The following is a 17,543-nucleotide window of genomic DNA, read 5'->3' as shown; positions in this document are numbered from 1 at the left end:
CCGCAGCGCCCCGCCACGCGCGCCGTCGTGCGTGCCACAATAACGGGCTCCCGCCACCCGCGGCATCGCTACCCGCCGTGCCGCTCCCACGCTGGAAAGAGGACGCGCTTACATGACAGCACCGCTGCAAATCGGCCTGATGGGCTATGGCTTCGCCGGCCAGACCTTCCATGCACCCGTGATCGCCCATAGCGGCACGGCGAATCTGCCCGTCACGCTTGCCGCCATCGCCACGAGCCAGGCCGAGCGTGCGCAGGCCGACTATCCGGACGCCGCAATCGTCCCCGATCTCGACGCGCTGCTCTCGCTCGACGCGATCGAATGCGTCGTGATCGCCACGCCCAACGACACGCACTACGAACTCGCGCGCCGCACGCTGGAGCGCGGCAAGCACGTGCTCGTCGACAAACCGGTCACGCTCACCGCCGAGGAAGCGCGCACGCTCGCGGCCATCGCGCAGCAGCGCGGCCTCGTGTTCGCGCCGTTCCACAACCGTCGCTGGGACGGCGACTTCCTCACAGTCAAGCAGCTGATCGCGAACGGCGAGCTGGGCCGCGTCACGCATTACGAATCGCACTTCGACCGCTTCCGTCCGCAGGTGCGCCAGCGCTGGCGCGAGGACGCGACGCGCGGCGGCGGCCTGCTCTACGACCTCGGGCCGCATCTGATCGACCAGACGCTCGCGCTGTTCGGCGCGCCCGAGTCGGTCACGGCCTTCGTGCACACGCGCCGCGACCACGCCAGCGCGCCCGACTACGCGCACCTCGTGCTGCGCTACGACGGCCTCGACGCCGTGCTGCACGCGAGCGCGCTGGCCGCGTACGCGCCGCGTTTCGCGATTCACGGCACGCGCGGCAGCTACCTGAAAAACGGGCTCGATACCCAGGAGGACCAGCTGAAGGCGGGCCTGCGCCCCGGCCAGCCCGGTTTCGGCGACGGCAACGAAGCGGGCCGACTGCACGTCATGGCCGACGACGGCCAGGAGTCCGACCGCGACGTGCCCAACGCCGCGGGCAATTACGCCGACCTGTACCGCGCGCTCGCCGCCGCGATCCGCGAGGGCACGCCGTTCCCGGTGAGTCCGCAGGACGCCGTCGACGTGATGACGATCGTCGAGCTGGCGATGCGCAGCGCCGAGGAAGGCCGCACGATCGCCTTCACGCGCGCTCAGTGAGCACGCAGCGCGAACCTCGCGCGAACCGACTGCCCGGCGAGGCCGCGCGGCTTGCAAACCGCCGACGCGTCTGAAAGGTCCATACAAACGGTTACAAGTCTGCGCCGCCGTGCGGTCATCGCACGGCGCGCGCGACGCGTTTGCCGACGAACAACGCCAGAAACAGAGCGATAACGTTCTGCATCTTCCGGGGTGCAGGGTTCGTGGCGCGCGCCAGCCCGCCCCGGACCGACAACAAGGAGAGTCTCAATGACCCGATTGAATTGTGTGAACCGTGCCATCCGCCTGAGCTGCGCCGCCGCGCTGATCTCGACGCTCGCCGCATGCGTCGTCACCCCGCCCGCGCAGCATTCCGGCTCGAATCCGCATGAACTGGCCGTCGACCGCCTGCATCAGGTCGACGCCCGCATCGACACCCTGGGGCGCCGCATCGACGCGCGCGTGAACCAGGGCTACTATCCGCCGCCGCAGGGCGCCGCGCTGCATCACCGCCTCGACACGATCCGCGGCGAGGCGCACGACATGGCTGCGCAGCACGGCGGCGGCATCTCCGGCGACGAGCAGCACGTGCTCAACCAGGAGCTCGATACGGCGGCGCGCGCCATCGGCGAATAAGCCCGCGCAAAACCACCGCGATCACATGGGCCGCCTCGCGCGGCCCGTTTCTTTTTTTGGCGCGCATGCGCGGTCGCGCGCGAGCGGTTCTTTCGGGGCCGCATGCGCGCAAGCCTTGCCGGGCGGCGTTCGGCGCATGGCCCGCCAGCACGCGCGGCCGGCTGGCGCAGGTTCCACTCCCGTTCCGCCGCCACGGTGCGCCTAATTTTTCCGCATTGACACAGCCCGCCGGCGTCCAGCACAATCGCTGCGCGCGCCGGGAGAGCGCGACGTTCGCGAGTCGAGTCAATTTCGAATCGCAACGCCGCCGCCGAAGGGGCAACCCACAAACTCTCAGGCAAAAGGACCGTGCGCGCCGGACCGCTGCTTCGCCTGTTTCGCACCCGCGTGCGAGACGCGCGAGACGGCACTCAGGTCCGCAACTCTGGAGAGCGGCAGTAGAACGGCGGAGGGATCGTAACCCTGGCGTTCAGGCTGCCCACCGAAGGGGCGCGCGTCGATCGACGCAATCTCTCAGGTACCGAGGACAGAGGGGCCATGCAAGAACCGACCACGGGCATCGTGCCTGCGGCGAGTCCTGCATGGCCTTTTTCGTTTTCGCTCGAATTCCGGCGGGACATTCCCCCGGAGTCGCACGAAAACCCTCGCGACCGCCTGAGGCCTCATGACCGAACTCAAACGCACTCCGCTGAACGACACGCACCGCGCGCTGAACGCCCGCATGGTCGATTTCGGCGGCTGGGACATGCCCGTCAACTACGGCTCGCAGATCGACGAACATCGCGCCGTGCGCACCGACGCCGGCATGTTCGATGTCTCGCACATGTGCGTCGTCGACTTCTCGGGCGCGAAGGCGCGCGAATTCTTCGCCCACGCGCTCGCCAACAACGTCGCCAAGCTGACGACGCCCGGCAAGGCGCTCTATTCCTGCATGCTCAACCCCGAAGGCGGCGTGATCGACGACCTGATCGTCTATTACTTCGCCGACGACGCGTTCCGCACCGTCGTCAACGCGGGCACCGCCGACAAAGACATCGCCTGGTTCGAGAAGCTCAACGCCGAAGGCGGCTTCGGCCTCACCATCACACCGCGCCGCGATCTCGCGATCGTCGCCGTGCAAGGCCCGAACGCGCGCGAGAAAGTCTGGGCCGTCGCGCCCTCCTCGCGCAGCGCCACCGAAATCCTCAAGCCCTTCAACGCCGCGAAGATCGACGCCACGCCGTTCGGCGAGCTGATGATCGCGCGCACCGGCTACACCGGTGAAGACGGCTTCGAAATCGTGCTGCCCGCCGCCGCCGTCTGCGAGTTCTGGGACGCGCTGCAACGCCAGGGCGTGAAGCCCTGCGGCCTCGGCGCGCGCGACACGCTGCGCCTCGAAGCGGGCATGAACCTCTACGGCCAGGACATGGACGACAGCGTCTCGCCGCTCGACGCGGGCCTCGCCTGGACCGTCGACCTGAAGACGCCGCGCGAGTTCGTCGGCCGCGCCGCGCTCGAAGCGAACGGCACGCGCTCGACCTTCGTCGGCTTGATCCTGCAGAAGGAAAACGGCAAGGCCGGCGGCGTGCTGCGCGCTCACCAGAAAGTGCTGACGCCGCACGGCGACGGCGAGATCACGAGCGGCACCTTCTCGCCGACGATGCAGGAATCCATCGCCTTCGCGCGCGTGCCCGAGGGCGTGCAGCCGGGCGACGTCGTGCAGGTGCAGATCCGCGACAAAGCCCTTCCCGCAAGCGTGGTAAAACTGCCGTTCGTGCGCAACGGCAAGGTGCTGGTCGCCTGATCCGCAAGGATTCCGGCGCGCACGCCCACCCTCTTTTCAAGTCATAAACGAACCACGCACTGGAGCAACCATGAGCATCCCGGCCGATCTGAAATACACCGAATCGCACGAGTGGATCCGCACCGAAGCCGACGGCACGCTGACCGTCGGCATCACCGATCACGCGCAGGAAGCGCTCGGTGACATCGTCTTCCTCGAACTGCCCGAAGCCGGCCGCGCCGTCACGGCGGGCGACGCCATCGCCGTGATCGAATCGGTCAAGGCCGCCTCGGACATCTACGCGCCGGTCTCGGGCGAGATCGTCGAATCGAACTCGGCGCTCGTCGACGCCCCCGAAGGCGTGAACGGCGCGCCCTACGAGTCGTGGCTCTTCAAGATCAAGCCGGCCGCCGACGCCAAGCTCGACGCGCTGATCGACGCCGCCGCCTACGAGAAGGCCATCGGCGCCTAAACCCCGGGACGGCTTTCGCAGAAGGCCCGTCCCAACGCACAGGCGCGGCGGCATCGCGGCACTACGCGACGCGCCGCCCGCGCCGGCAGGAAACCTCATGAAGCTCGAACACCCGGATCGTCTGATGAACACCTCGCCCACGGCTCTCTCGCTCGCGGCGCTCGAAGCGCACGACGCCTTCGCCGCCCGCCACATCGGCCCCGACACGGCCGACCAGCAAGCGATGCTCGACGCGCTCGGCTTCGCGTCGCGCGCGGCGCTGATCGACGCGGTGATTCCGGCGAAGATCCGCCGCACCGAGACGCTGCCGCTCGGGCCGTTCTCGCAGCCGCGCTCGGAAGCCGAGGCGCTGGCCGCGCTGCGCGCGCTCGCGGACAAGAACCAGGTGTTCCGCTCGTACATCGGGCAGGGCTATTTCGACACGCACACGCCGGCCGTCATCCTGCGCAACGTGCTCGAAAATCCGGCGTGGTACACGGCCTACACGCCGTACCAGCCGGAAATCTCGCAAGGCCGTCTGGAGGCGCTGCTGAACTATCAGCAGATGATCGTCGACCTGACGGGCCTCGCCATTTCCAACGCATCGCTGCTCGACGAAGGCACCGCCGCCGCCGAAGCGATGACGCTCGTGCAGCGCGTGGGCAAGTCGAAGTCGAACGTGTTCTTCGTCGCCGACGACGTGCTGCCGCAAACGCTCGAAGTCGTGCAGACGCGCGCCAAACCGATCGGCATCGAAGTGAAGGTCGGCCCCGCCGCCGAGGCCGCGCAGGCGAACGCCTTCGGCGTGCTGCTGCAATATCCGGGCGTGAACGGCGACGTGCGCGACTACCGCGAACTCGCCCAGGCCGTGCACGCCGCGGGCGGCGCGGTGATCGCCGCCGCCGACCTGCTCGCGCTCACGCTGCTCACGCCGCCCGGCGAATGGGGCGCGGACGTGGCCGTGGGCAACTCGCAGCGCTTCGGCGTGCCGATGGGCTTCGGCGGCCCGCACGCCGCCTACCTCGCGGTGAAGGACGACTTCAAGCGCCAGATGCCGGGCCGTCTCGTCGGCGTGACCGTCGACGCGCAGGGCAACCCGGCGCTGCGCCTCGCGCTGCAAACGCGCGAACAGCATATCCGCCGCGAGAAGGCCACCTCGAACGTCTGCACGGCGCAGGCGCTGCTCGCGATCATGGCCAGCATGTACGCGGTCTATCACGGTCCGCAGGGTCTGAAGCGCATCGCGCAGCGCGTGAACCGCGTGGCCGCCATTCTGGCCGCGGGCGCGCAGAAGCTCGGCTACACGCTCGTCAACGCGTCGTTCTTCGACACCATCACGTTCGAAGCGGGCGCGCGCACTCAGGCGCTGCATGACGCGGCGCTCGCGCGCGGCATGAACCTGCGCCACGTGAGCGAAACGTGCGTGGGCGTCTCCGTCGACGAAACCACCACGCGCGGCGATCTGGCCGATCTGCTCGCCGTGTTCGCGCAAGCCGCGTTCGCGGGCGAGACGCCGTCGGTCGACGCGCTCGACGCCGACCTCGCCGCCGCCAACGCCGCCACCTTCCCGGCCGCGCTCGCGCGCGAAAGCGCTTATCTCACGCATCCGGTCTTCAACCGTCACCATTCGGAAACGGAAATGCTGCGCTATCTGCGCAGCCTGTCGGACAAGGACCTCGCGCTCGACCGCTCGATGATTCCGCTCGGCTCGTGCACGATGAAGCTCAACGCCACCTCGGAAATGCTGCCGGTGACGTGGCCCGAGTTCGGCCAGATTCACCCGTTCGCGCCCGCCGAGCAAACCGTCGGCTACCGCGAAATGGTCGATCAGCTCGAACAGATGCTCGTGGCCGCGACCGGCTACGCCGCCGTCTCGCTGCAACCGAACGCCGGCTCGCAGGGCGAGTACGCCGGTCTGCTGATCATTCAGGCGTATCACGCCTCGCGCGGCGACGCGCATCGCAACGTCTGCCTGATTCCCGCTTCGGCGCACGGCACGAACCCGGCTTCCGCGCAGATGGCGGGCATGCAGGTCGTGGTGGTCGCGTGCGACGCGCAAGGCAACATCGATCTCGCCGACCTCAAGGCCAAGGCCGAACAGCACGCGGCGAAGCTCGCGGCGATCATGATCACCTACCCGTCCACGCACGGCGTGTTCGAGGAAAACGTGCGCGAAGTCTGCGAAATCGTGCACGCGGCAGGCGGCCAGGTCTACGTGGACGGCGCCAACATGAACGCGATGGTCGGTCTCGCGGCGCCGGGCCAGTTCGGCGGCGACGTCTCGCACCTGAACCTGCACAAGACCTTCTGCATTCCGCACGGCGGCGGCGGCCCGGGCGTCGGTCCGGTCGCGGTCGGCGCGCACCTCGCGCAGTTCCTGCCGAACCAGCTTTCGTCGGGCTACAAGCGCTCGACCGATCAGGGCCACGGCATCGGCGCGGTCAGCGCGGCGCCGTACGGCTCGGCCTCGATCCTGCCGATTTCGTGGATGTACATCGCGATGATGGGCGCGGCGAACCTCACCGCCGCGACCGAAACCGCGATCCTCAACGCGAACTACGTGGCGAACAAGCTCGCGCCGCACTTCCCGGTGCTGTACAGCGGCCCCGGCGGCCTCGTCGCGCACGAATGCATTCTCGATCTGCGCCCCATCAAGGATGCGAGCGGCATCACCGTCGACGACGTGGCCAAGCGCCTGATGGACTACGGCTTCCACGCGCCGACCATGAGCTTCCCGGTGCCGGGCACGCTGATGGTCGAGCCGACCGAGTCGGAGTCGAAGGAGGAGCTGGACCGCTTTATCGACGCCATGATCGCGATCCGCGAGGAAATCCGCGCCGTGGAAGACGGTCGCGCCGACGCCGAGGACAACCCGCTGCGTCACGCGCCGCACACGGCCGCCGTGGTGGTCGCCGACGGCTGGGCGCACGCCTACTCGCGCGAGCAGGCGGCGTATCCGCTCGCGTCGCTGGTCGCGCGCAAGTACTGGCCGCCGGTCGGCCGCGCCGACAACGTCTACGGCGACCGCAACCTGTTCTGCTCGTGCGTGCCGATCGACGCTTACGACGATCAGGCCGACGGGACCGCCGGCGAATGAGCGTAACCGTCGGGTAACCGGCCATGACCGCCGCCATGCCGCCGCACGACCTCCGGTCGACGCGGCGGCGCCGTGCGGCCGGCCCGGCGACCCGGCGTGCGCCCCGCCCTGCGACGTTACTTTCGTTACATTTGCCGCCGCGAAACTTCGCCAAAGCTCGCCAAACCGTTAACATCACACACCTGTCAGCCTTGAACCAGGGAGTCGCGCATGGCGCGGAAGGTGGGAACGGCCTTGGCCGGAAATCCGGCGATCACGCAGGCCAAGGGCCGCTTGGCGCGCGGCGGCGCGCGCACGCTCGCGGCGGCCTGTTTCGTGAGTGCGGGCCTCGCGGCCCTGAGCGCGGCGCAACCGGCGCGCGCGGCGATGAACTTCTGCGCGGCACCGGCCCTGCAGACCAGCGAACGCACCAATTCGGACCCCGGCGTGAAAGCGCTGGTGGCCGAAGTGCAGGCGCACGTGAACGACGTGCCGCATCCGCTCGCGCGGCTGCACACGGAAGGCACGCTGCCGCACGAGGGCATCTACGACCAGAGCGTCGAGGCCGAGAAGGAACTCGACCTGATGCGCAACGCGGCGCTCGCCTGGCGCGCCACGAGCGACGACCGCTTCCTGAAGCTCGTCGACCGCTTTCTGTACGCGTGGGTCACGACCTATCAACCGAGCTTCAATCCGATCGACGAAACGCGCTTCGAAGCGCTGATCCTCGCGTACGACATGACCGCGAGCGCGCTGCCGGTGAAAACGCGCAACGCGACCATGCTGTTTCTGAACAAGTTCGCGAACGGCTACATCCAGCAGGTGGACGCGCAGCCGCGCCCGCTCAAGGGCACGTTCGCGAACAACTGGCAGAGCCATCGGGTCAAGCTCATTGCGATGACGGCGTTCACGCTCGACAACCGCAAGATGATCGCGACGGCGCAGCGTCTGTTCGTCGAGCATATCGGCGACAACGTCGCGCCCGACGGCTCCACGCTCGATTTCACCGAGCGCGACGCGCTGCACTACGTGACCTACGATCTGCAGCCGCTCGTGACGGCCGCGCTCGCCGCGCGCCGCCACAACCGCAACTGGCTGCCCGAACGCGCGGCCAACGGCGCCACGCTGGCGAGCGCGCTCGACTGGCTCACGCCGTACGCGCTCGGCGAGAAGACGCACGAGGAATTCGTGCATTCGAGCGTGCCGTTCGACGCCAAGCGCCGCGAGGCCGGTTTGCCCGGCTACACCGGCGCATGGGATCCGAAGAACGCCGCCGAACTGTTTCACCTGGCCGCGCGGCTCGATGGCCGCTATGCGCCGATCGCCCTGAAACTGGCACCCACGCCGCCCGCGTGGCTTGCCGTCTGCCTGCCGTTGCCGGCGCGCTGATCGCGCGTGACGGGTTGCAGCGGTGGCGCATGAATTCGATGTCGCGCACCACACCGCGCAGCATCCCCTGAAACCGACACGATCAAGCAGGAGCAGTACCCATGGCAGTCAGCGTTTTCGACCTTTTCAAAATCGGCATCGGGCCGTCCAGTTCGCATACGGTCGGACCGATGCGCGCGGCCCTGATGTTCGCCGAAGGACTCGAGCGCGACGGGCTGCTCGCGCCCACCGCCTCCGTGAAGGTCGAACTGTACGGCTCGCTCGGCGCGACCGGCAAAGGCCACGGCACCGATCGCGGCGTGATGCTCGGCCTGATGGGCGACGCGCCCGACACGGTCGATCCCGAGACCATCAACGCGCGTCTCGAAGCCGTGCGCGCCTCGCGCCTGCTCGCGCTGCTCGGCCATCACACGATTCCGTTCGTGATGAAGGAGCACATCGCCTTTTATCGCCAGGCGCTGCCCGAGCATCCGAACGGCATGAAGCTGCGCGCGCTCGACGCCAACGGCGAGACGCTGCGCGAAAGCACTTATCTCTCGGTCGGCGGCGGTTTCGTCGTGACGGCGGGCGCGCCGAACACCAAGGTGCTGGCCGCCGCGCAGCAGATGCCGCATGCGTTCACCTCGGGCGCCGAACTGCTCGCGCTGTGCGCCTCGACCGGCAAAAGCATCGCGCAACTGATGCTCGAAAACGAGCGCATCTGGCATAGCGACGAGGAAATCCGCACCGGCCTTCTGCGCATCTGGGACGTGATGCAGGCGTGTGTGTCGCGCGGCTGCGGCATCAACAATCCCGATGCCGACGGCACGCTGCCCGGCCCATTCCAGGTCAAGCGCCGCGCGCCGCAGCTTTATCGCGCACTGACCGCGCATCCCGAACGCGCGCTGCAAGACCCGCTCTCGATGATCGACTGGATCAACCTCTACGCGATCGCCGTGAACGAGGAAAACGCGGCGGGCGGCCGCGTCGTCACTGCGCCGACCAACGGCGCGGCCGGCATCATTCCCGCCGTGCTGCACTACTACGTGCGCTTCACGCCGGGCGCGAACGAGCAAGGCGTGATCGATTTCCTGCTCACGGCCGCCGCGATCGGCATTCTCTACAAGCTCAACGCGTCGATCTCGGGCGCGGAAGTCGGCTGCCAGGGCGAAGTGGGCGTGGCCTGCTCGATGGCGGCGGGCGCGCTCGCCGCCGTGCTCGGCGGCACGCCGCTGCAAGTGGAAAACGCCGCCGAAATCGGCATGGAACACAACCTCGGCCTCACCTGCGATCCGGTCGGCGGCATGGTGCAGATTCCCTGCATCGAGCGCAACGCGATGGCCTCGGTGAAAGCCGTGAACGCCGCGCGCATGGCGCTGCGCGGCGACGGCGCGCACTACGTCTCGCTCGATTCGGTCATCAAGACGATGCGCGAAACCGGCGCCGACATGAAGACCAAATACAAGGAAACGTCGCGCGGCGGACTCGCGGTCAACATCGTCGAATGCTGATGTGAGCGTGCGCGGCTGCTGACGTCACCCGAAGCGACTCGAAACGATCCACCTGATTCACGAAAAGAACGAAGGAGAGGGCATCGCCATGCAGCAGCCGAACGAAACGACCCGCAGCGATCACGACCACCACGCGAGCGTGACCGGCGCGCGCCTCGTCGTCGATGCGCTCGTCGCCAATGGCGTCGAGCGCGTGTTTTGCGTGCCCGGCGAGAGCTATCTTGCCGTGCTCGACGCGCTCGCCGACGAAACCGCGCGCATCGACACGCTCGTGTGCCGTCACGAAGCCGCCGCCGCCAACATGGCCGAAGCGGTCGGCAAGCTCACGGGCAAACCGGGCGTCGCGCTCGTCACGCGCGGTCCGGGCGCGACGCATGCCTCGATCGGCGTGCACACCGCGTTTCAGGATTCGTCGCCGATGATCCTGCTGATCGGCCAGGTCGCGCGCGAGCAGATGGACCGCGAGGCGTTTCAGGAAATCGACTATCGGCGCATGTTCGGCCAGATGGCGAAGTGGGTCGCGCAGATCGACGACGCGCGGCGCGTGCCCGAATACCTGAGCCACGCCTTTCATGTGGCGATGTCGGGGCGTCCCGGTCCGGTCGTGCTCGCGCTGCCCGAGGACATGTTGAGCGACGCGATTCCCGCCGCCACGGCGCAGCCCACCGCGCCCGCCGCGCAGCGCGTGCAGGCGTCGCCCTCGCAGGCGCAGATCGAGCGCGTGCGCGAGCTGCTCGCGAACGCGAAGCAGCCGTTCGTGATCGCGGGCGGACACGGCTGGACGCCGCAGGCGTGCGCCGATCTGCAACGCTTCGTCGAAAACTGGCAGTTGCCGGTCGGGCTCGCGTTCCGCTTTCAGGACACGCTCGACAACGATCATCCGAACTACGCGGGCGACGTGGGGCTCGGCGCGAATCCGGCGCTGAGCGCGCGCATCCGCGAAGCCGACGTGCTGCTCGCGCTCGGGCCGCGTCTGGGCGAAGCCACCACGGCGGGCTACGCGCTGCTCGACATTCCGAAGACGAAGCAGACGCTGATTCACGTGCATCAGGGCGCGGAAGAACTCGGCCGCGTCTATGCCGCCGATCTGCCGATCGTCTCCGGTCTCGCGGAATTCGCCGCGCAACTGGCCGCGTTGCCCGCGCCGGATTCGGTGGCCTGGACCGGCAGCGCGACGCAGGCGCACGAGGCGTATCTCGCGTGGCGCGCGCCGCGCCCGATGCCCGGCGACGTGCAGCTCGGCGAAGTGATGCAGCAACTGCGCGCGCGCCTGCCCGACGACGCCATTGTCACCAACGGCGCGGGCAATTACGCAACGTGGCTGCATCGGCATTTCGCGTATCGGCATTTCCGCTCGCAGCTTGCGCCCACCAGCGGCGCGATGGGTTACGGCGTGCCCGCGGCCATCGCGGCGAAGTCGCTTTATCCGCAACGCGCCGTGGTCGCGCTCGCGGGCGACGGCTGCTTCATGATGGCGTCGTCCGAACTCGCGACCGCCATGCAATACGGGCTCAACGTGGTGTTCATCGTCGTGAACAACAGCCACTACGGCACGATCCGCATGCATCAGGAGCGCAATTATCCGAACCGCGTGCACGGCACGCAGCTCACCAATCCAGATTTCGCGGCCTTCGCGCAGTCGTTCGGCGCGCACGGCGAAACGGTCACGAGCACGGCGCAGTTCGCGGGCGCGCTCGATCGCGCGCTGAATGCGGGCAAGCCGGCGCTGATCGAGATTCGCGTGACGAAGGAAGCGAGCACGCCCGCCGCCACGCTCGAACAGGTTCGCGAACAGGGACGCAAGGCGCGTGCGCAGTAACACGCCGGGATATAGTTAGCGATCCTGAATAGCCTCACCTTTCGCGCGACGCGATTCAAATGCAAACAAAAAGCCCCGCAGGTTTAAAGCCTGCGGGGCTTTTTTTACAGCGTCGAACCGCTCGAAGCGGTCAGGCAGCGATTACTTGCCGCCCACGCTTTGCAGCGTCGTCCACTTGCCGTCGACGACCTTGTACAGCGTGATGCCGCCGTTCTTCAGGTCGCCCTTCGCGTCGTACGCGAGGTCGGCCGAGGTCACAGCAGGCATGCTGGTCTTCGCGAGGAACGGCAGGTACTTCGCCGGATCCGTCGAGTTGGCCTTCTTCATGGCTGCGAACATGGCCATCGCGCCGTCGTAAGCGTACGGCGAGTACGTCTGGACGTCTTCACCGAAGCGCTTCTTGTACTTCTCGACGTAGTCCTTGCCGCCAGGCATTTCCTCGAGCGGCAGGCCCGCCAGCGAGGCCACGGTGCCGTTGGCTGCGTCGCCCGCGATCTTCAGGAACGTCGGCGTGTGGACCATTTCGCCGCCCATCAGCGGCGCCTTGATGCCCAGCGACTTCATCTGCTTGACCATCGGCGCGGCTTGCGAATCGGCGCCGCCGAAGTAGACGAGGTCGGGGTTCATCGCCTTGGCCTTCGTCAGGACCGACTTGAAGTCGACGGCCTTGTCGTTGGTGTATTCACGGTCGATGATATTGCCGCCCGCCGCCTTCGCAGCCTTCGCGAATTCGTCGGCAAGACCCTGGCCGTAAGCCGTGCGGTCGTCGATCACGACGATCTTCTTCAGGCCCAGGTTCTTCACCGCGAACGCGCCGGCCACCGAGCCTTGCTGCGTGTCCGAGGTCATCATGCGGAACGTGGTCTTGAAGCCTTGCTGCGTGTACTCGGGCGCGGTCGCCATGGCGATCTGCGGGATGCCTGCGTTCGCGTAGATGCGCGAAGCCGGGATCGTCGTGCCCGAGTTGAAGTGGCCGAGCATGCCCTTGATGCCGTCGTCGACGAGCTTTTGCGCGACCGTCGTGCCCGTGCGCGGGTCGGCCTGGTCATCGGCCGAATCCAGCACGAAGTGAACCGGCTTGCCGCCGATCACCGGCTTGGTCGCATTCATTTCCTCGACGGCGAGCGTGATGCCGTTCTGGAAGTCCTTGCCGTAGTGCGCCTGCGCACCCGTCATCGGACCTGCGAAACCAATCTTGACGTCCTCCGCCTGCTGCGCCTGCGCGGTCCCCGCCAGCGACAGGGCCGCAACCAGCGCTGCGCCTGCCAGCTGCTTCATCGTGTGTTGCATAGCTTCTCCTTGGTACCAGGTATCAAATGAGCGGCTTCGGCGCGAGCCTTGCCGCTTCCTTGTCTTGAGACGACCGACAGTATGGACTGTGCTTAGCCGATCGTCATCAGATTTGCATTACCGCCTGCCGCTGCGGTATTCACGCTCACCGAGCGCTCCGTGAGCAGTCGTTCGAGCGCGTAATCTTCGTCGCCGTTGGCGAGCGCATGCGCCGCCACGCCCTGCACCGAGACGATCGGACCGCCGCGCTTCGCCACTTCCTTCACGAGGCCGAGCAGTTCGTCGCTGTCGCCTTCGAACAGCACGGCGTCGAATTCGGCATCGGCCGTCTTCTTGATCGCAACGTGCGCCTTCAGCGACGCGGGCAGCGCGTTCACCAGCGCTTCACCGGCCGCGCCCTGGAACAGCGCGCGGTTGCCCGTCGCCAGCACGACCGCGAGTTGCGCGCGCGCGCCGGTCGGCGTCGAGGCCACGCACAGCACCGTGCCGCGCGCGGACAGCGTGTAGGTGTTGCGCTCGCCCGTCGGGCCCGGCAGCACCGCCGTGGCGCCCGCGAGCACGTATTCCAGATAGCCTTCGCAACGCGCCGCGAGCGCCGGTTGGCGTTCGGCGATCAGCCAGTCGCGCAGCACCGCGAGATTGCCTTGCGCCGACTGCGGACGCTCGCCGTTCTCGCCTTGCGGCATGTCGACCACCAGCGCCTTCGTGAGCGATTGCGGCAGACCGGCCGGACGCTTGGCCAGCAGACGCGACAGATACAGCGCGCCGCCCGCCTTCGGACCCGTGCCCGACAGACCTTCGCCGCCGAACGGCTGCACGCCGACCACCGCGCCGATCACGTTGCGGTTCACATAAATGTTGCCGACATGCGCGCGGCCCACGACGTGCGCGATCGTTTCATCGATACGCGTGTGGATGCCGAGCGTGAGGCCGTAACCGGTCGCGCGGATCTGTTCGAGCAGCTTGTCGAGCTGGCTGCGGCGATAGCGGATCACGTGCAGCACCGGGCCGAACACTTCGCGCTTGAGTTCGTCGAGGCTGTCGATTTCGATCAGCGTCGGCGGCACGAAAGTGCCTGCGCCGCAGCTGTCGGCCATCGGCATCTGCGTGACCTTGCGGCCCTTCTCGCGCATCGTCGCGACGTGCGTGTCGATGCCGCGCTTGGCTTCCACGTCGATCACCGGACCGACGTCGGCGGACAGACGATCAGGATTGCCAATCGCCAGTTCCTTCATCGCGCCCGTGAGCATTTCGAGCGTGCGCTCGGCCACGTCGTCCTGCAGACACAGCACGCGCAGCGCCGAGCAGCGCTGGCCCGCCGAGTCGAACGCGCTTTGCAGCACGTCGGCGACGACCTGTTCCGCGAGCGCCGACGAATCGACGATCATCGCGTTCTGGCCGCCCGTTTCGGCGATCAGCGGAATCGGACGGCCCTCCGAATCCAGACGCTGCGAAAGCTGCTTGTTGATGAGGCGCGCGACTTCGGTCGAGCCCGTGAACATGACGGCGCGCGTGCGGTGATCGGCGACCAGCGCCGCGCCCACGGTTTCGCCGTCGCCCGGCAGCAGTTGCACCGCGCCGGCGGGCACGCCCGCTTCGCGCAGGATGCGCACGGCTTGCGCGGCGATCAGCGGCGTTTGTTCCGCGGGCTTCGCGAGCACCGTGTTGCCGGCGGCGAGCGCGGCGGCGACCTGGCCCATGAAGATCGCCAGCGGGAAATTCCACGGGCTGATACACACGACCGGACCGAGCGGACGATGCGTGTCGTTCGAGAATTCCTCGCGGATCTGCGTCGAGTAATAGCGCAGGAAATCGATCGCTTCGCGGATTTCCGCCACCGCGTTCGGCAGCGACTTGCCCGCTTCGCGCACGATCAGGCCCATCAGCGTGTGCATCTGCGCTTCGAGCAGATCGGCGGCGCGCGCGAGGCAGTCGGCGCGCGCATCGACGGGCGTCGCCTGCCAGATCGGCGCGGCGGCCACGGCGTGCGAGAGCGCGGCGCTCACGTGCTCGCTCGTCGCTTCCACCACGGTGCCGACCAGATCGCGATGATCGGCCGGATTGCGTACATCACGTGCGGTGCCTTCGGCGAGGTCGATATCGGCGAGCATCGGCGCGGCGCGCCACGGATGATGCGCGCTCGCCAGCAGCGCCGACGACAGCGACGCGAGGCGATGTTCGTTCGACAGATCGAGGCCCATCGAATTCAGACGCTCGCTGCCGAACAGTTCGCGCGGCAGCGGAATCTTCGTGTGCGGCGCGCCCGGCGGCACGACCTTCGCGGCGTCGTCGACGGGGTTCGTCACGAGTTCCGCGACCGGCACGGTTTCATCGGCGATACGGTTCACGAACGAGGTGTTCGCGCCGTTTTCGAGCAGACGGCGCACGAGGTACGCGAGCAGCGTTTCGTGCGTGCCGACCGGCGCGTAGACGCGGCACGGACGGTTCAGCTTGCCTTGCGCGAGCGGGCCGGTGACTTCTTCGTACAGCGGCTCGCCCATGCCGTGCAGGCACTGGAATTCGTACTGGCCAGGATAGTAATTGTTGCCCGCGAGGTGATAGATCGCGGCCAGCGTGTACGCGTTGTGCGTGGCGAACTGCGGGTACACCGCGTCGGGCGCGCCGAGCAGCTTCTTCGCGCACGCGAGGTACGACACGTCGGTGTAGATCTTGCGCGTGTAGACCGGATAGCCTTCGAGGCCGTCGACCTGCGCACGCTTGATTTCCGTGTCCCAGTACGCGCCCTTCACGAGGCGCACCATGATGCGGTGACGGCTGCGGCGCGCGAGATCGACGATGTAGTCGATCACGAACGGGCAGCGCTTCTGGTAAGCCTGCACCACGAAACCGATGCCGTTCCACCCCGCGAGTTCCGAGTCGAAACAGAGCGCTTCGAGCAGGTCGAGCGAGAGTTCGAGACGGTCGGCTTCTTCGGCGTCGATATTGAGGCCGATGTCGTAGCGGCGCGCGAGCACGGCGAGTGCACGCACGCGCGGCAGCAGCTCGTTCATCGTGCGTTCCTGCTGCGCGCGCGAGTAGCGCGGATGCAGCGCGGAGAGCTTGATCGAAATGCCGGGGCCTTCGTAGATGCCGCGTCCGCCCGCTGCCTTGCCGATTGCGTGGATCGCCTGTTCGTACGAGGCGTAGTAGCGCTGCGCGTCGGCTTCGGTCGTCGCCGCTTCGCCGAGCATGTCGTACGAATAGCGGAAGCCGCGTGCTTCGAACTTGCGGCTGTTCGCGAGCGCTTCCGAGATGTTCTCGCCGGTGACGAACTGCTCGCCCATCAGGCGCATCGCCATGTCGACGCCCTTGCGGATCAGCGGCTCGCCGCCCTTGCCGATCATGCGCGTGAGCGCCGACGACAGACCCGTTTCGCTATTCGTCGTCACCAGCTTGCCGGTGATCATGAGGCCCCAGGTCGCGGCGTTCACGAACAGCGACGGCGCGTGGCCGACGTGCGATTTCCAGTCGCCCTTGCTGATCTTGTCGCGGATCAGCGCGTCGCGCGTGGCGCGGTCGGGAATACGCAGCAGCGCTTCGGCGAGACACATCAGCGCCACGCCTTCCTGGCTCGACAGCGAAAACTCGTGGATCAGGCCTTCGACGCCGCCGCCCGTGCGCTTGGCGCGCAGCGTTTCGACGAGCTTCGTGGCGAGCTTGGTGACGTCGCCGGTGAGATTGGCGGGCAGACGCGCCTCGCCGATCAGGAACGGCACGCACTCCGGCTCCGGACGACGGTACGCCGCCGTGATCGCCGCGCGCAGCACCGACTGCGGTTGCACGTTCTGGGCGAACTCGAGGAACGGATGCGAGGCGTACTCGTCCGGGCCGTCGGTGGAACCGTCGCCCAGATCGGTAGCGCCGACGTGGCCGTTCAGCTCCGGCGGCAGCTGGCCGTGCTCGATTTTTTCGAGGTAAGCGAAGATGGCCTGCTTGATGAGCCAGTGCGGGGTGCGCTCGAGGCGCGTGGCGGCATCTTTGAGCCGCGAGCGGAGGAGGTCGTCGACCTTGACGCCAAGGGTGGTGCTAGCCATGTTTCCTTCGTATGCCGGCTGACCCGCACCGGCCAAGACTAAAAAAGTTGGCGAATCGTACCCCTCCAATTAAAAAGGTGCAACCATTCAAAATGCCTGGTTGCACCCCGCGAGAAGGCCCGTGGGGCCTGGGTTTGCGCCAGATGCCCGCCAGCCGTGGCGGCGCGTCTGCACTCGGTATTTTCCCTGGCCCACACTTTCTGGGTAACCCTAATCGTTTCTGTCGCCGTGCCGTTATACAAAGAACAACGGGGAGCCGGACGTTCGAACCGGCGCGAGGACCAAAAAATGGAAAAGTGGCTGGTGGTGGCAGGTGTCTGGAGCATGTGCGCACTGTGCGCCGTGCTGTTCATCCGTGGCGCGACGGCGCCGGAAACGCGCAAGCTGCGTGTCGTGCGCGCCAGTCAGGGCGACGCGGCGGGCGGAACGCAGCGCTAAGACAC

11 protein-coding genes and 2 riboswitches are annotated in these 17,543 nt (G+C 67.5%); of the genes, 9 read left to right on the top strand and 2 right to left on the bottom strand.

The features are described 5' to 3' along the window. Window positions 1-112: 112 nt before the first annotated feature. The 8 genes from SB764_RS14535 to SB764_RS14500 all read left to right on the top strand — a co-directional run bounded on the left by SB764_RS14535 (window position 113) and on the right by SB764_RS14500 (window position 11,776). The gene (locus tag SB764_RS14535) at window positions 113-1,174 is read left to right on the top strand and encodes an oxidoreductase (RefSeq protein ID WP_110327866.1); all 1,062 of its coding nucleotides are present in this window, start codon (window positions 113-115) and stop codon (window positions 1,172-1,174) included. Window positions 1,175-1,441: 267 nt separating this feature from the next. After that, window positions 1,442-1,789, top strand: a complete 348-nt coding sequence (locus SB764_RS14530) for a hypothetical protein (protein WP_065061739.1) — start codon at window positions 1,442-1,444, stop codon at window positions 1,787-1,789. Between the two features lie 247 nt (window positions 1,790-2,036). After that, a riboswitch (glycine riboswitch) is annotated at window positions 2,037-2,147 on the top strand. A gap of 56 nt (window positions 2,148-2,203) precedes the next feature. Then, window positions 2,204-2,329, top strand: a riboswitch (glycine riboswitch). A gap of 124 nt (window positions 2,330-2,453) precedes the next feature. Continuing rightward, window positions 2,454-3,572, top strand: a complete 1,119-nt coding sequence (gene gcvT / locus SB764_RS14525) for a glycine cleavage system aminomethyltransferase GcvT (RefSeq protein WP_183713023.1) — start codon at window positions 2,454-2,456, stop codon at window positions 3,570-3,572. Between the two features lie 70 nt (window positions 3,573-3,642). Beyond that, window positions 3,643-4,023 (top strand): glycine cleavage system protein GcvH, encoded by a 381-nt coding sequence (gcvH, locus tag SB764_RS14520; protein WP_065061741.1) that lies wholly within the window; start codon window positions 3,643-3,645, stop codon window positions 4,021-4,023. 97 nt (window positions 4,024-4,120) lie between these two features. Beyond that, window positions 4,121-7,099 (top strand): aminomethyl-transferring glycine dehydrogenase, encoded by a 2,979-nt coding sequence (gcvP, locus tag SB764_RS14515; protein ID WP_410863871.1) that lies wholly within the window; start codon window positions 4,121-4,123, stop codon window positions 7,097-7,099. A gap of 366 nt (window positions 7,100-7,465) precedes the next feature. Beyond that, the gene (locus SB764_RS14510; protein WP_231957661.1) at window positions 7,466-8,467 is read left to right on the top strand and encodes an alginate lyase family protein; all 1,002 of its coding nucleotides are present in this window, start codon (window positions 7,466-7,468) and stop codon (window positions 8,465-8,467) included. A gap of 101 nt (window positions 8,468-8,568) precedes the next feature. Beyond that, a complete protein-coding gene (locus SB764_RS14505; RefSeq protein WP_074982832.1) occupies window positions 8,569-9,957 on the top strand; it encodes an L-serine ammonia-lyase in 1,389 nt (462 codons plus the stop codon). A gap of 88 nt (window positions 9,958-10,045) precedes the next feature. Next, window positions 10,046-11,776 carry a thiamine pyrophosphate-binding protein gene (locus SB764_RS14500; protein WP_322003557.1) on the top strand — a complete coding sequence of 577 codons (1,731 nt, stop codon included), beginning with the start codon at window positions 10,046-10,048 and terminating at the stop codon, window positions 11,774-11,776. Window positions 11,777-11,917: 141 nt separating this feature from the next. On the opposite strand, the gene SB764_RS14495 is transcribed toward SB764_RS14500, so the two are convergent. After that, on the bottom strand, window positions 11,918-13,066 hold the full coding sequence (locus SB764_RS14495) for a branched-chain amino acid ABC transporter substrate-binding protein (protein ID WP_065061745.1): 1,149 nt from the start codon (window positions 13,064-13,066) through the stop codon (window positions 11,918-11,920). A gap of 92 nt (window positions 13,067-13,158) precedes the next feature. Next, window positions 13,159-17,100 (bottom strand): trifunctional transcriptional regulator/proline dehydrogenase/L-glutamate gamma-semialdehyde dehydrogenase, encoded by a 3,942-nt coding sequence (gene putA / locus SB764_RS14490; RefSeq protein ID WP_065062242.1) that lies wholly within the window; start codon window positions 17,098-17,100, stop codon window positions 13,159-13,161. Between the two features lie 288 nt (window positions 17,101-17,388). Here putA and SB764_RS14485 point away from each other — a divergent pair, with 288 nt between their 5' ends. Next, entirely contained in the window at window positions 17,389-17,538 is a 150-nt protein-coding gene (locus SB764_RS14485; protein WP_167371403.1) for a hypothetical protein, read from the top strand. Window positions 17,539-17,543: the final 5 nt, after the last annotated feature.

Origin of the sequence: Paraburkholderia sp. SIMBA_027, assembly GCF_046535315.1 — a bacterium.
GTDB lineage: Bacteria > Pseudomonadota > Gammaproteobacteria > Burkholderiales > Burkholderiaceae > Paraburkholderia > Paraburkholderia tropica.
This window is presented reverse-complemented; position numbering and strand designations above follow the sequence as displayed.

Bases quoted from the DNA above. Each gene is read 5' to 3' on its own strand.
- SB764_RS14535 (WP_110327866.1), top strand. From the start codon at position 113: ATGACAGCACCGCTGCAAATCGGCCTGATGGGCTATGGCTTCGCCGGC.
- gcvT (WP_183713023.1), top strand. From the start codon at position 2,454: ATGACCGAACTCAAACGCACTCCGCTGAACGACACGCACCGCGCGCTG.
- gcvH (WP_065061741.1), top strand. From the start codon at position 3,643: ATGAGCATCCCGGCCGATCTGAAATACACCGAATCGCACGAGTGGATC.
- gcvP (WP_410863871.1), top strand. From the start codon at position 4,121: ATGAAGCTCGAACACCCGGATCGTCTGATGAACACCTCGCCCACGGCT.
- SB764_RS14510 (WP_231957661.1), top strand. From the start codon at position 7,466: ATGAACTTCTGCGCGGCACCGGCCCTGCAGACCAGCGAACGCACCAAT.
- SB764_RS14505 (WP_074982832.1), top strand. From the start codon at position 8,569: ATGGCAGTCAGCGTTTTCGACCTTTTCAAAATCGGCATCGGGCCGTCC.
- SB764_RS14500 (WP_322003557.1), top strand. From the start codon at position 10,046: ATGCAGCAGCCGAACGAAACGACCCGCAGCGATCACGACCACCACGCG.
- SB764_RS14495 (WP_065061745.1), bottom strand. From the start codon at position 13,066: ATGCAACACACGATGAAGCAGCTGGCAGGCGCAGCGCTGGTTGCGGCC.
- putA (WP_065062242.1), bottom strand. From the start codon at position 17,100: ATGGCTAGCACCACCCTTGGCGTCAAGGTCGACGACCTCCTCCGCTCG.
- SB764_RS14485 (WP_167371403.1), top strand. From the start codon at position 17,389: ATGGAAAAGTGGCTGGTGGTGGCAGGTGTCTGGAGCATGTGCGCACTG.